Origin of the sequence: Bradyrhizobium sp. 33ap4 (genome assembly GCF_032654765.1) — a bacterium.
In the GTDB taxonomy this organism is placed as follows: domain Bacteria; phylum Pseudomonadota; class Alphaproteobacteria; order Rhizobiales; family Xanthobacteraceae; genus Bradyrhizobium; species Bradyrhizobium australafricanum.
On sequence record NZ_JAUMTJ010000021.1, the window covers coordinates 22,459 to 36,861 of the forward strand.

13 protein-coding genes are annotated in these 14,403 nt (G+C 63.9%); 6 read left to right on the top strand and 7 right to left on the bottom strand.

Features of this window, described 5'->3' with window-relative positions; all coding sequences use genetic code 11:
* Window positions 1-5 precede the first annotated feature (5 nt).
* The gene (locus tag Q2M23_RS17780; RefSeq protein WP_316396292.1) at window positions 6-1,031 is read left to right on the top strand and encodes a transporter; all 1,026 of its coding nucleotides are present in this window, start codon (window positions 6-8) and stop codon (window positions 1,029-1,031) included.
* A 21-nt stretch (window positions 1,032-1,052) separates the two neighbouring features.
* Entirely contained in the window at window positions 1,053-3,155 is a 2,103-nt protein-coding gene (locus Q2M23_RS17785) for an adenylate/guanylate cyclase domain-containing protein (protein WP_316396293.1), read from the top strand.
* A 129-nt stretch (window positions 3,156-3,284) separates the two neighbouring features.
* Here the strand turns inward: Q2M23_RS17785 and Q2M23_RS17790 are convergent, their stop codons facing one another.
* The 7 genes from Q2M23_RS17790 to Q2M23_RS17820 all read right to left on the bottom strand — a co-directional run bounded on the left by Q2M23_RS17790 (window position 3,285) and on the right by Q2M23_RS17820 (window position 8,966).
* A complete protein-coding gene (locus Q2M23_RS17790; RefSeq protein WP_057021052.1) occupies window positions 3,285-3,566 on the bottom strand; it encodes a hypothetical protein in 282 nt (93 codons plus the stop codon).
* A gap of 94 nt (window positions 3,567-3,660) precedes the next feature.
* Complete coding sequence (locus tag Q2M23_RS17795) at window positions 3,661-4,173, bottom strand: MarR family winged helix-turn-helix transcriptional regulator (protein WP_316396294.1); 513 nt, start codon at window positions 4,171-4,173, stop codon at window positions 3,661-3,663.
* A 77-nt stretch (window positions 4,174-4,250) separates the two neighbouring features.
* Window positions 4,251-5,564 (bottom strand): MFS transporter, encoded by a 1,314-nt coding sequence (locus Q2M23_RS17800; protein ID WP_168856273.1) that lies wholly within the window; start codon window positions 5,562-5,564, stop codon window positions 4,251-4,253.
* A 37-nt stretch (window positions 5,565-5,601) separates the two neighbouring features.
* Window positions 5,602-5,928: a non-heme iron oxygenase ferredoxin subunit gene (locus Q2M23_RS17805; RefSeq protein ID WP_076823771.1), complete on the bottom strand. Its 327-nt coding sequence runs from the start codon at window positions 5,926-5,928 to the stop codon at window positions 5,602-5,604.
* Window positions 5,929-5,936: 8 nt separating this feature from the next.
* On the bottom strand, window positions 5,937-6,452 hold the full coding sequence (locus tag Q2M23_RS17810) for an aromatic-ring-hydroxylating dioxygenase subunit beta (protein ID WP_076823774.1): 516 nt from the start codon (window positions 6,450-6,452) through the stop codon (window positions 5,937-5,939).
* Complete coding sequence (locus Q2M23_RS17815; RefSeq protein WP_316396295.1) at window positions 6,452-7,825, bottom strand: aromatic ring-hydroxylating dioxygenase subunit alpha; 1,374 nt, start codon at window positions 7,823-7,825, stop codon at window positions 6,452-6,454. The genes Q2M23_RS17810 and Q2M23_RS17815 overlap by 1 nt, the downstream gene beginning before the upstream one ends.
* Window positions 7,826-8,069: 244 nt before the next feature.
* Window positions 8,070-8,966: a LysR family transcriptional regulator gene (locus Q2M23_RS17820; protein ID WP_316396296.1), complete on the bottom strand. Its 897-nt coding sequence runs from the start codon at window positions 8,964-8,966 to the stop codon at window positions 8,070-8,072.
* Window positions 8,967-9,075: 109 nt separating this feature from the next.
* Here Q2M23_RS17820 and Q2M23_RS17825 point away from each other — a divergent pair, with 109 nt between their 5' ends.
* Genes Q2M23_RS17825 through Q2M23_RS17840 form a run of 4 tightly spaced genes read left to right on the top strand, consistent with a single transcriptional unit; the run spans window position 9,076 to window position 14,144 of the window.
* Window positions 9,076-10,695: an FAD-dependent monooxygenase gene (locus Q2M23_RS17825; protein WP_316396297.1), complete on the top strand. Its 1,620-nt coding sequence runs from the start codon at window positions 9,076-9,078 to the stop codon at window positions 10,693-10,695.
* An 11-nt stretch (window positions 10,696-10,706) separates the two neighbouring features.
* Entirely contained in the window at window positions 10,707-11,498 is a 792-nt protein-coding gene (locus Q2M23_RS17830) for an alpha/beta fold hydrolase (protein ID WP_253638966.1), read from the top strand.
* Between the two features lie 18 nt (window positions 11,499-11,516).
* Window positions 11,517-12,935: an MFS transporter gene (locus Q2M23_RS17835; RefSeq protein ID WP_316396298.1), complete on the top strand. Its 1,419-nt coding sequence runs from the start codon at window positions 11,517-11,519 to the stop codon at window positions 12,933-12,935.
* 18 nt (window positions 12,936-12,953) lie between these two features.
* A complete protein-coding gene (locus Q2M23_RS17840) occupies window positions 12,954-14,144 on the top strand; it encodes a Xaa-Pro peptidase family protein (RefSeq protein WP_316396299.1) in 1,191 nt (396 codons plus the stop codon).
* Window positions 14,145-14,403 lie beyond the last annotated feature (259 nt).

A 14,403-nucleotide genomic window follows, 5' to 3' on the forward strand; every position in this document is an offset into this window, starting at 1 on the left:
TCAGGATGAGGATGGTCAGAAATCACAGGTGCGCCGCATTGGGCATCATCGGCGCGCTCGCGCTGTCGGCAATGCCGCGAACGGCGCTGGCCGACGCGGGTGGAGTGAGCTTCTGGCTGCCCGGCGCGTTCGCGAGCCTGACCGCCGCGCCGGCCATGCCTGGTTGGGCCTATGAGACAATCTACATCCACCTCGACCAAAGCGCCAACGCGGGCAAGAATTTCGTCATCGGCAACCGGGTGCCCGGATCGGTCGTCGCCGGTCTCAATGCGCATGCCGACGTTCTCGTGGAAGGATTCACCTACACCTGGGCTCAGTCGGTGCTTGGAGGCCAGGCCGCCGTAACCTTCCTTACCGCGCCGGGAAATATCGGCGTCGGCGTGGACGCGACGCTGACGGGGCCGCGGGGCAATACGGTCTCGGGCGTCGCAACCGACAACCGCAACACGGTCTCCGATGTCTTCTACCAGGGCACGCTGAAATGGAATCAGGGTGTCAACAACGAGATGTTCTACATCTTCGGCAACATCCCGAGCGGGACCTATGACAGCAGCCGCCTCGCCAATCTCAGCTTCGGATTCACTGCGATCGATGTCGGCGGCGCCTATACCTATCTCAATCCGGAAACCGGCCAGGAGTTCTCGGTGCTGGCGGGCGTCACCTACAACGGAATGAACAAGGATCTGCAGTACCAGAACGGCATCGACTTTCACGTCGACTGGGGACTTTCGAAGTTCGTCGCCAAGAATGTGCATGTCGGTGTCGCCGGCTACTATTTCCAGCAGCTCACCGGAGACAGCGGTGCCGGCGCGACGCTCGGTGATTTCAAGGGACGCGTCGCCGGCATCGGCCCGCAGGTCGGATTCATCTTCCCGGTGGCCGACGGCTATCAGGGCTATCTGAACCTTCGTGGCTACAAGGATTTCGCCGCAGAGAACCGGCCGGAAGGGTGGACGGCGTGGGTGACGTTCCAGCTCTCGCCGGCCGCGCCGGCTACTACACCGACGAAGCCGATCGTGCGCAAATATTAGCGGAGGCGAACGACGAGCTCGATGAGTGATGCGCGCGAGACCGGCCGGGGGCCGGTTCGTATCGGCTTCCGCACCTCGATCATCACGGTGGTCATCGCCGCGGTGCTGGTGGTCGGACTGACGCTGGTCTATCTCAGTTTCAGGCGGGTCTCGTCGATCACGCAGATGGCCGCGAGCACCTTCATCGACAAGGTGGGGCAAATCGGCGCCGATCGCATCGACGCGCAGTTCAAGAATGTGCGCGACAACCTCGAGATCCTGGCAGGAATTCCGGCCATCCAGGAGGCCGACGTCGCCGACAATGTCAGGCTCTACGCCCTGCTGGCCTCGATGCTGCGCAACAATCCGCAGATCTTCAACCTCTATGTCGGGTACGAAGACGGCTCCTTCCTTGAGATGGACGTCATCGATCGCGCCAAGCCGCAATTCCGCACGGCGCTGAATGTCGCCGCCGACGCCGTCTACCGCGTCGTCGTCATTGCCCGCTCCGGGGCGGCCGCCGCGGCACCGGTGACGCTGTTCCTGTCGGAAAACCTGACCAAGGTCGCCGAGGTGGCGGGGCCGCACAGCTACGACCCGCGGCGGCGTCCCTGGTATGTCGATGCCTTAAAGGATCGCAAGACGCTGCTCACCGGGCCTTATGTGTTCTACGCGACCGGGGAGCCCGGCTACACGCTGCGCACGCCGCTGAGGGAGGGCCGCCGCGGGGTGGTGGCCGCTGACCTGCTGCTCAATCGCCTCGAGGAGATGCTGAGCCGGCAAAAGCTCGGAAAATCGGGGCTGGCCTTCCTGTTCAACGACGCCGACCGCATCGTCGGCCATCCCGAGATGCGCGAGCTGATGACGGAACGCAGCGACGCACTGCCCCGGATCGACGTCCTCAAGCTTCCCGGCCTGTCCGCGGCGATCCAGGCCTGGCGCACCGACGGGCTCGCCCAGCAGTTCTTCACCGACGCCGACGGACGGACCCTCGTCGCGGCCTTTCACCGCATCGAGACGGCCGGTGCGGCCAACATCCACCTCGCGGTGGTCGCCCCGCTCGACGAGTTTTTCGCCAAGATCATCTCGGAGCGGCGCGCGCTGTTCGCCGTCGCGCTCGGCTTTGTGATCGCGATGCTCCCTTTCGCGTTCTGGCTCGGCTCGCTGCTCGCCCGATCGCTGCGCGAGCTGGCGCGGCAGACCGACGAGATCCAGCGCTTTCAGCTCGCCGACCGGCCGCGGATGCAATCGGCCATCGACGAGATCGATGAACTGGGCCGCTCGGTGTTTACGATGCGCACCGTCGTACGCAACTTCTCAAGCTTCATTCCGCAGCCGATCGTCCGTCAGCTGATGCAGTCCGGAGCCTCGCTGCAGCTCGGCGGCATCAGGCGCGAGGTCACGGTTCTCTTCACCGACGTCGCCGACTTCACCGCGAAGACCGAGAAGGCGGACCCCTCGCAAGTCATGATCTTCACCTCGCGTTATTTCGCCGCGATGTCGGAGGCGATCATGAAACACCATGGCACCATCGACAAGTTCATCGGCGACGCCGTGATGGCACTGTGGAACGCGCCGGACGAGGATCCCGATCACGTCGTTCATGCCTGCGAGGCCGTGCTGGACTGCGTTCACCGCAATGCCGAGCTCAACCGGGCTTTCCGCAGCGAAGGCTGGCCGGCCTATGGCACGCGGTTCGGCCTGCATCTCGGCGATGCCGTGGTCGGCAATGTCGGCTCCGCCGCCCGCATGAGCTACACCGCGCTCGGCGCCACCATCAATCTGGCCTCGCGTCTCGAAGGCCTCAACAAGAACTACGGCACGCAGGTCCTGGTGAGTGCAGCCGTGAAGGCGCGTGCCGAACACAGATTCGCGTTCCGCAGCGTCGACCAGATCCGGCCGAAGGGCTTTGCCGACGCGATCACGGTCTACGAGCTGTGCGGCGAACGCGGCGATTCGGAGCTGACGTTCTGCGCGCGCTGGGAAGCCGTCTACAGTTCGATCCGGTACGCGGAGCCCGCCGCGGCGGCGCTGCGCATTGCCGATTTCCTGGTCGAGTACCCCTGGGATTGTGTCGCGCAGTACCATGCCGAACGGCTGCGCAACGCGGTTCAGCAACCGTTGCTTGATCTACCGGTGCCCTGAGATGCAGGGAGAGGAAATTAGATCCGACCCTCGATCTTCCAGGGCCGCTTCGGTCGTTGATCGAGATTGCGTGATCGCCGATGCGATCGTTTCGGCCGCCCCCGCAACAGGGGCGCGTAACGCCGGTGGCTAGGCGGCCATCAGTTGCTGAAGCGCAACAGCCTGCTCACGGGTCTGGAATGCGATGGCGGTGTGGGTAAAGCCCGACGAGGCCTGGGTCTGCGCGATATGATTGAGGACCTCGTTGCCCTTGACCACGTGAAGATCCATTCCCTGGCCGGCCGGGAAAATCCCCAGAACGACGTCGTAGGCCTCGATGATGGCCTTCAAGGCGCCACCCTTGTCTTCCGACGCGTCGATAAAGATACGAACATCCGCGGCGATACTACGAAGTTCGTCAAAGTCGATCACTGGAAGTCTCCCATACGCAACTCACTGATCGATCCTAGCTACAACTTGCTTACTGAAACATAAATTACGCGGGTTCCTCACCGGACAAGTGTTGCTAGGCGCCGGTCGGCGGCCTCCGCTTCGCAATGCGTTTGACCGGCGCATGGGCCGGCACGGCGTTCGAGGTCTGGTCGGCCATGTGGGGAATGCGGTGCTCGATATGCGCCACGACCCGGAAGAAGCTCTCCAGCGCCTTGGCGTCGAGGCCGGCCGTGAGGTTGCTGTGCCGGCGCAGGATTTCATCCAGACTGCGATCGAGCAGCGCCACGCCTTGCGCTGTCAGCCGAATCTCGGTCCGGTTCCGGGCGTTGCCTCGCACCGGCGTCAGCTCGATCAGGCCCTTTTTCTTCAGCGAGGCCGTCTCGCGGCTGACGACGGCCTTGTCCAGTTGCGCATTGGTCCAGATGTCGTAGGCGCTTGCCGGTTCATGCTCCCTGAGAAAGGACAGCACCCGCCATTCCGCGAGCGATACGCCGTAGGCTTGCGGGAAGAAGGCATTGGCATTGGCGCGCAACTTCGCGACCAGGCTGGACAGCACCGTGGGCACGTAACGTTCGAAATCGATCACCAGCTCCGAGCCCGTGTTCCCTTGCGCGGCGCGGCGCGGGTCAGGGGCTCTGTTGCGGTTTGCGCCAGTCCGGCTCTTCATTCTTTCACGAGTTGAGTGCGCGCGATCAGGACCAACGCCGCCGCGACCAGGAGAACGCCTGTTACCACGAGGAATCCGGTGGTGAAACTGCCCGAGGCGTCCTTGGCGCGTCCGATCACGATCGGGATGGTGGCGCCTCCGATGCTGCCGATGGTGCTGACCAGGCCGATCGCGCCCGGCGCGCTCTGCCGCGACATGTAGGACTGGGGAATAGTCCAGAACACGGCCTGCGTACCATAGACACCGACATTGGCAACCATGAATCCGATGATGATCCAAACCGGCGATGTTGAAAAGGCCGCCATCGCGAAGCCGGCCGCTGCGATCACGAAGGTCATGGCCGCATAATAGAAGCGCTCACCGACATGGTCGGAGTGCCGCGACAACGCGATCATGCCGATCAGGCCGGCGACGGGCGGGATCGCGGTCACGAAACCGACCTGTGAATTCGGCAGCCCGAACGACTTGATGATTTGCGGCAGCCAGGGAAACAGCGAAGCCAGGCCGCAGAACAGGCCGAAATTGCACAGGCCGAACAGCAGCACCATCGGCTTGGTGATGGTCCTGAGCACGCCTTCGGCATGCACCACCCCGGTCGCCTTGGCGTCGCGCTCCAGCGCGCTGGTCAGCCAGTTGCGCTGCGCCGTCGACAGCCAGCTCGCCTGCTGCGGGCGGTCGGTCAGATAGAAGATGCCGACGATCCCGAGAATGACGGGCGGCAGGCCTTCGAGGATGAACAGCCATTTCCAACCCGAGATGCCGAACACCCCGTTCAGCTCGAGGATCGCGCCGGAGATCAGCGAGGCGAAGATATAGGAGATCGGCACCGCATAGTTGAACATCGCGTTGTAGCGGGCGCGGTAGCTGAATGGAAACCAGAGGCTCAGCAGCAGCATCACCCCGGGAAACAGGCCGGACTCGGCAAATCCGAGGAAGCCGCGGAATGCATAGAGGCTGAGCGGACCCTGCGTGAATGCCATCAGCATCGTGGCGATGCCCCACAGGATCGCGATCCGCGTCAGCGTGACGCGCGCGCCGTATTTGCTGAGGATGAGATTGCTCGGGATCTCGAAGATGGAATAGGTGAAGTACATGATGCCGACCGCGATGCCGAACTTCTCGGCATTGAGCCCGAGCTCCTTGTTCATCTGCAGCGCGGCAAAGGAGATGTTTCCGCGGTCGAGAATGGCGAGGAAATACATCGCCATCACGAACCACATCAGGCGCAGCGCGACCTTGCGGATTGTGGTGCGTTCGATCTGCGGATCGGCGGTCGTTATCGCCGCCTTGTCCATCACGACTTCGGTCATCCCTGTTTCCCCCGATTCTTGATTTTTGATGGTTGTCTTATGCGGGCAGGCAGACTTCGAGCCTGTCGCCCGCCACGCGGACCGGATAGGTCCGGATGTCGATCTCGACCGGGCTGGTCAGCGCCTCGCCGGTCCTGATGTCGAAGCGGCCCATATGCAGCGGGCATTCGATCTCGCAGCCGTCCAGAATGCCGTCGGACAGCAGCGCCTCCGCATGCGTGCAGATGTTGCTCGTGGCGTAGTACTCATTGCCGACGCGATAGAGCGCGATGTGGTGGCGGCCGATTTCGATGCCGTACGGCTCGCCTTCGTTCAGCGCGCTGAGTGCGGCCGCTTCGTGCCAGGTTCCCTGATCGTCCGTCATGTGCCCTCTCAAATGCTGTAGAAATCGAGCACGGTCGGGACGCGGTCGTTGACCAGCGTGATGACCTTGCGCGCGATCTTCCAGGTCTCGCCGTCACGCCGCAGCGTGTGCTCGTAGCGCCCGTGCCGCAGATGTTCCTTGGCCATGCGCGGGTCGTAGACGTGGACCGAGAACACCGAATGGCAGGTGATCTGATCGGCGCCGGTTTCCCACGCTTCCAGGTTCGAGATCTGGTGCACGGTGCGCGGCAGCGGCAGCGCGGTGATCGATTTGCGCGACTCGATGCGCGCGATCCGCTCTTCCAGTCCGCGCCGCGCATCGTGGTAGAGCAACGAGACCTGCGTGTCGGGATCATTGGTGGTGGTGTACTCGTCGAGCCAGGCCGGCACCCAATAGACGGCATCCTCGCTGTACATCGCGACCCAGTCGGCCCATTCGCCGGTGTCGAGCAGGCGGGCCTCGCGAAAGATGACCGCGGCTGCGACCGCGCGGGCATCGGTTTGCTTGATTGCGTCGGCCGCCATCACGCCGTCTCCCCGGCAGCGTGCTGCAGCAGCCTGCGCCACTCGCGATACCCGGGATGGAAATTCGTCTCGCCGCCGAAGCTGGTGGGGCCGAACGACCATTCGGAAGGGGTGATGCCGAGCTCGCGCGTGTGCGCGCTCTCGCCGTGGCCGACCTCCGCGATGCCGCGCAGATAACCTTGCGTGGGCGCGGCGGTCGTCGCGTCATAGCCGGTCTGGCAGAACTCATACATGACGTTGTCGTCCGAGCTTGCCAGCCCGGAGGCATTGAAGAAGTCTTCGTAGTTGCGAATACGAAGCGTGCGCGCCGCGGCACTTTCGCCGACCGGAGCAAGGCAATGCGACACCATCTCGGTCTTGTCGGGTGCCAGCGGCCGCCAGGTTCGCACCTGCGCCGACAGGATGTCGATGACCTGCAGGTTCGGAAAAATCGTGAGGTTGCGCTGGCGCAGCATCCATTTGGCGCGGGTGCTGCCGACGCGCTGCCGCACGGCGTCGAGACCCGCCGGATCCATGCCGAGCGGCCGGCCATAGAGCTGCGTGCGCTTGATCGACCAGTTGACGGCGTGACCGTAATCGAAGCTGAAGCTGCCTTGCCCTTCCTGCTCGCCTTCCGGCTCCGCGGTGAATCCGGCATCCGGTCCGGCGCTTGCATTGCGCTTCTTCAGGATATCGACGTAGGAGCTGTGTGTGGTCGCGAAGTGATAGTAGTCGAGCCCGTTCTCGAACTGCAGCTTCCAGTTTCCATCGAACGTGTAGGTGCTGGCGCCCGGCACGAATTCGACCTCACCGCTGTCGCTCTGATCGATGATGAGGTCGAGGAACGCGCGGGTGTCGCCGAGAAATTCTTCCAGCGGCGGAACGTCGGCCGAGAGGCTCGCGAACAGGAATCCGCGATACGAGCCCAGCCGCGCGACCGGAAGAAGGTCGTGATTGCTGTTCGAGAACGACGGCGGATACTGCCCGCTCGCTTCCTCCGTCACGGAGATGTTGCGCCCGCCCGAGTCGTAGGCCCAGCCGTGATAACGGCAGACATGGAATTTCTGCCGGCCCTGCTTGAACGGGCAGACGATCGTTCCGCGATGCCGGCAGGTGTTGAGGAAGGCGCCGACTTTGCCCTCAGCGCTCCGCATCACCAGAATTGGATGCCGGCCGATATGGGTGGTGACGAAATCGTTGGGCCGAGCGACCTGGGATTCCAGGCCGATGAAATTCCACGTGGCCTCGAAGACATATCGCAGCTCGACGTCGAACACGTCCGGATCGGTGAAGATCCGGCGATCGACTTCAAAGATGCGTTCGCCGGGGCGGTCGTCGATGAGCCGGGAAATCTCGCTCAGCCTTGCCGCGTGGGTCTGCGAAGCAGCGTTCATAACGTCCTCCCTTCGACTAACCGCCGGCCGCGAAAAGTCGCTCGCAGAGCCGCTCACGGCTCGCGTCTTTTCACGGCGGGAACAGCCGGCTTGATCGCCAATCTTGGAATGACTCTATAGTTGTCATGACAACCATGGTCAAGACGGATTGGTCGATCGGAAGCTGCAGCCGGACGCAACGGATACGGCCCGTGCGTCGGGCTACAGCGAGGAATGAGCAGACCGCTTGCGTGGAGCGGCGGGTTTAGCTCTTGCGCGCCGGCGCTGTCAGAATAATTCCCGCGTCGATCAAAGCGCGGCAGATCTTCTTCAGCGCGGCAATCGCTTCACGCGTGGCCCGGCTCACGGGCCGTCCGCGCGGCAGCGCCAGCACGCGCTCGGCGCGCATCCACGGCAACAGCGCCGCCGACAGCACCCCGGCAGCCACCTCCTGGTGAATGCCGGAGAATGGTAGCAGCGCGTAGCCGAGGCCAGATGCCACCATGCGTTTCATCGGTGTGCTGTTATCGACCCGCACCGCGCAGAGCATGGTCGACGGGAATGGGTTGCGGCTGAGCGGGGCCACCGCGGACGGCAAGGCGTCGAACTCCTTGCGGGTCAGCCGGCCGCGCTTCAGCAACGGGTCGCGCGACGGCCCGATCAGGAACACCTGCTCGACGACCAGCGTTTCATAGTCGAGATGGTCGTTGGGGGATGGCGTCGTCACGATCGCCAGATCGAGCTCACCGCGCAGCAGGCGCTCGGATGCGCTTTCCGTCAGGCCCTCACTCAACTCGAGCCGCACGCGTGGAAATTGCTTGACGAAGGCCTGGGCCAGCGGCGGGTAGAGGATATCGCCGAGGCTCGGTGGCGCGCCGATCCGCACCGTACCGCTCGGCTCCCGATTTTCCGTGCGCACCTCGGCCTTGATGTCGTCGATCGTGCCGAGCAGCCAGCGCCCGCGCGCGAGCAGCACCTTGCCGGATTCCGTGACCGAGACACCGCGCGCGCCGCGTTCGAGCAGGGCGCCGCCCAATTCCTCCTCGAGTTCCTTGACGTGGCGGCTGAGTGCCGACTGGGCGACGTTCAGCGTGCTCGCTGCGGCGGCAAAGCCGCCACGCTCGGCGACGGCGACGAAATAGCGGATCTGCCGCAGGTCCATGACGGGCGCTCCATCTCAAATCGAGATGGATACCATATCAAACATATTCTTGTGAGATACCAAAAAAGGCGCAGTCTCCTCGCAACGATCAAACGGAGGAGAGACGAGGATGGGCATCGCCACCGATGAGGCACGCCAGACGTCCGTATTCATTGCCGGCGGCGGGCCGGTCGGCCTTGCGATGTCGCTGCTGCTCGATCGCTTCGGCATCGACTGCGTGGTGGTCGAGAAGAGCCCGACGACGACGGATCATCCCAAGTCGCGCGGCTGCTGGGTCCGCACCATGGAGATCTTCCGGCAGTGGGGGATCGAGCAGGCGATCCGCGACCGCGGTCTGCAGGACAATTCCGACATGTTCGTGTTCCTCGACAGCATCGCGGGCCACGAGTTCGGCCGCACCCGTCCCGAACCGAATGTCGGTCATACCCCCGCCTGGAAGAGCCTGGTCGCCCAGGACGCCGTCGAGGAGGAAATCCTGCGGGTGGTCGAGAAGTCCAAACACGCCACGGTGCTGTTCAACACGTCCTGCGAATCGTTCGAGGAGACCAACAGCGGCGTCAACGTCACGACACGGTGCGAAAAGACCGGCGAGGTGACCCATTGGACGGCGACTTACCTGATCGCCGCCGATGGTGCAGGCAGCCAGACGCGGCGCAGCGCCGGGATCGAGATGGTCGGGCCCTCGACGCTTGCGGTGATGTCGAACGAGTATTGGCGTGCCGATCTGTCGCGGCTGCCGATCGCGCGCGAGGCCGCAGGCTTCATCATCGTCCCGGACAAGCCCGACCTGCCGCGCGCCGGCATCCTGAACACCAATGGCCGGGATCGCTGGCTGACGGTGACGCAAATCGGCCTGACCAAGGACGATCGCGAGCGGCCGTGGACCGACCAGGAGTTCATCGAGATCGCGCGCGGCCATGTCGGCGTTCCCGATCTCGATGTCACGCTTTTGAACCGCTCGATCTGGCGCGTCAGCATGCAGGTGGCCGAGACCTTTCGAAAGGGCCGGGTGTTTCTGGTCGGAGACTGCGCACACCGCTTTCCGCCGACCGGCGGCTTCGGCCTGAACTCCGGCGTTCAGGACGCGCATAACCTCGCGTGGAAGCTGGCCTTCGTGCTGAAGGGCTTTGCGGACGAAAAGCTGCTCGACAGCTATTCCAGCGAGCGACGTCCGATCGCGCAATCCAATGCCAATTTCAGCTACGGCAATCGGCTGAGATTCGGGCTGACCGACGACGCCGTGCGATCGCGCGATCCGGACCGGATCAGGTTCTGGATCAACGACATGGACAATCACCTGCACAGCATCGGGCAGAACCTCGGTCACAATTACGAGGAGGGCGCGGTGATCCCCGATGGCACCGTCGCGAAAGCGTTGAACTCCCGCTACTACACGCCGACGGATCGTCCCGGCGCGCGATTTCCGCACATGTGGCTCGAGCCTTCGCGCAAGAAATCGACGCTCGACTGGTTCGACAAGCAGTTCACCGTCGTCACGGGGCCACTCGGCAGCGAGTGGCTGGAGGCGGGGAAGCAGGTGTCGGAGAAGACCGCCTTGCCGCTGTCGCTGAAACAGTTGCCGTCAACCGATCCGGCGGACGGATTCCAGCTCGGCATGCGTGGCGCCGTGCTGGTGCGCCCCGATGGCCATGTGGCCTGGCGGATGCCGTGGCTGCCGTCGGATCCGGCGAAGGAATTGGCCGGCGCGCTTTCAACGCTGCTGCATTAGCGGGGACACCGATGCAATCGTTCGAATCCAACGGCATCGTCACGGCGTTTGAGAAAACCGGGCGCGGCGAGCCGATCGTGCTGCTGCATGGCGGCGAGGCTGATCATGCGATGTTCGACGGCCTTGCGCCTGTCCTTGCGGCGAACTTCACGGTGATCGCCTATGACCAGCGCGACTCCGGTGCCACCCGAAACCCTCCGTCGTCCTATTCGCTGGCCGATTTGGCCGACGACGCCGCGGCCTTGATCGGAGGGCTCGGTTACGATCTTGCCCATGTCTTCGGAACCTCGCTGGGTGGGCAGATCGCGCAGGTGCTGGCGGCCCGTCATCCCGATCGCATCGACCGCCTGATCCTGAGCAGCACCTGGAAGGTCAACAGAAGCCCGCTCGACGTCAATGCGGATGTCTTCCGCAAGCTCGCTTCTTACCGTGCGGACACCATCGCCAACGCATCGAAGATTGCCGAGTTCTTCTTCCCGCCGGCTTATCTGCGGGCGCGACCCGAACTGATCGAGATCTTCCGCGGCTCCAGCCGCGACGAGGGCCAGAAGGCGCGCCGCGGCGCCTTGCTTGCGCAGCCTGTCGCCGCCGATCTGACCGGCTTTGATCGCCCGACGCTCTTGCTGGCGGGCGGTGATGACCGGCTGATCCCGAATGCGGAAACATTTGCGCTCGCCTGCGATCTTGCCCGCGTCGAGACCAGGACCATCGCAGGCGTCGGCCATGTCGCGTCGATCCAGGCCCCCGAGCGGGTGGCGGAGGCGATGACGGCATTTCTGAATTCAAACAAGAAGGCGGCTTGACAACAACAGGGGGAGACCATGGCGGAGCAAACGAGCGCAGTGCCGTTCGACGAAGCGCCGGTAACGACGCGCTATTGGCTATCGATCATCATCTTCGCCGTCACCGGCGTGGTCGATTTCTTCGATTTCTTTGTGGTCGGATTTCTGGTCTCGGTGCTGGCGCCGAAATGGCACCTGACGTTCGGGCAGACCTCGATCATGCTGATGAGCGCCGGCATCGGGGCGATGCTGGGGGCGTTCGTCGCGGGCGTCCTCGCGGATCGTTTCGGGCGCAAGCCGCTGGCGATATCCGGCGTTCTGCTCTGCGGCCTGACCTCGGGTGCGATCGCGTTCATTCCGGAAGACGGCTGGGTTGCGTTTGCGATCCTGCGCTTCTTCGTCGGCTTCGGCCTTGCCGCCGGCGCGGCGGCGGCGGTTCCTGCCATCGTCGAATTCGCACCGACCCGCCATCGCACGCTGGTCACGAGTCTCGTGGTCGTCCCGGTCGCCTTTGGCGTGCTGTCGGCATCGGTGACGGCGAGCTTCCTGCTGCCGCTGGTCGGCTGGCGCGGATTGGCGGCGGTCGGCTTCCTGCCGATCCTCCTCGGAATTCTGACCATGATCATCATGCCGGAATCGCCGCGCTGGCTCATCAGCAAGGGCCGCGTGCGCGAGGCGCAGGCGAGCATCCGGAAACTCTACCGGGTCGGTGGCGAGTCCTTCGTGCTGCCTGCGCTGCCGCCGGCGAGCCCGGCGACATTTGCCGATCTCTTTGCCGAGCAGCGGCGCTTCTGGCTGACGGTCCTGATCTGGTTCGGCGCCAGCACGGCGAATTACGGCGTGTTCCTGTGGGGGCCGACGATCGTGGCGCTTCTGCTCGGCGTCGCGCCCCAGGATGCGGCAAAGATGTTCATCTATGTCAGCCTCGCCGGCGTGCTCGGCCGGACCGGCTTCGCCTTCCTCGCCCATCGGATCGGCCGCAAGCCCTGTGGTCAGTTGATGGGCTACGGCACCGCGGCGTCGCTGGCGCTCGCCGCCTATTTTCACAACGACTTTGCCGGCTCGGTACCGTTGTTCCTGGTCTTCCTGATCGTCGGCGCCGTGTTCTTCGATGGCGGATTTTCGAACATCGGACCCTATCCGGCGGAAATCTTCCCGGTTCAGCTCTCGGGACGCGCAGTCGGCCTTGCCCAGCTCTCGAATGGGATCGGCAAGATCGTAGGTCCCCTGTGTCTCGCATTGATCGCCGGCGCGGATAATCTCGTGCATCCAAGTGCGACCGCCGCGGCGGTGACGCCGGCGTTCTGCTTTCTTGCCGGCGCGGGCCTCCTGATCGGCCTTGCCTTTACGTTCCTCGGCGTCGAGCCGCACGGGCGCCCGGTGGTTCTGTTTGGCGAAAACGCGGGCGCGAGCGCCGCACCGAAATCGCTGGCCGCAAAACCGGCCGCGGGACAGTGAAAGACGAAAGGTCATACCATGGACAACGCTTTCGACACGATCGCAACGGCGGCGCCGTTCGATACTGCAAAGCTCGATCGGCTGATGGATGAAGCGGGGCTCGACGTCCTGATCGTCACCTCGCGTCACAATGTGCAGTATCTGCTCGGTGGATATCGCTTCTTCTTCTTCGACGTCATGGAGGCAATCGGCACCAGCCGCTATCTGCCGGTGTTCGTCTATCAGAAAGGACACCCGGAAAATTCCGCCTACATCGGCAACCGCATGGAAAAGTTCGAGCACGCGCTCGGACGGATATGGACGCCGATTGTCAAGGCGGAGGCGTGGGGAACGATCGATGCGATCGGCCTCGTCATCGATCATGTGAGGAAGCTCGCTGGCTCCGCCAGGCGCATCGGCATCGAGGCAGGCTTCCTGCCGGCCGATGCCAGGGATCATCTGCATGCCGGCCTTGGCGACGTCGAGTTCCGCGAGGTCCATTTCACGCTGGAACGTCTGCGTGCCGTAAAGTCTCCCGCCGAACTGGACCTCATCAGAGAGGCTTCCGAACGGGTCGTCGACGCGATGATGGCCACGTTCAGTGGCTGCGCACCGGGCATGACCAAGCACGACGTCGTCGCCCATCTGCGCCGCGAGGAGCAGGAGCGCGATCTGGTCTTCGAATATTGCCTGATTGCCGCGGGCAAGAGCCATAACCGCGCGCCTTCCAGCCAGCGTCTCGTGCAAGGCGACGTGATCTCGATCGATTCCGGCGGAAACTACCGGGGCTATATCGGCGACCTCAGCCGCATGGGCATCCTGGGTGAACCCGACAGCGAGCTGCGCGAGTTGCTGCAGGAAATCGAGGACGTCCAGCAGTTGGCCCGGCGCGCGATCCGGCCGGGCGCCATGGGTGGCGACATCATCGCGGCGGGCGAGGCGGCCGTCAAAGCCTCGCCGCATCGCGCCGTGCTCGACTTCACCGCACACGGCATCGGGCTCGTCAGCCACGAAGCGCCGCGCCTGACTGCGACAGGTCCGGTGCCTTATTCGCCGTCTGACGCTGATCGGCCGCTCGAACGCGGGATGGTGATCTCGATCGAGACCGCGCTGCTGCATCCAACGCGCGGCTACATCAAGCTCGAGGACACGCTGATCGTCTCCGAATCGGGCTGGGAAGCGCCCGGTGACCATGGCAGGGGGTGGAATTCGGCCCGTCCCATGGCCTGAAGCGGTCAGTGCAGGGCGGTATTTTGGCTAAGCCACGGATTCAGCCGCAGCGCTGGAGGCGTTTGGCAATATTCGGAATACTAGAAATGTACCCCTGAGTTGCCCGACGTGTCAAGTGGCTCGGTCGAGTCTGGCCGCCGCCGGCTACTGTGCATGGGGTTGTTTTCGATATTTTGGCAGCGGCGGTCTTTGCTTCACGCCAGCCTCCCCTCATGCGATGCTTCGAACTGGATGCAGCGGCGGCTCCGTGCCGTCCGCT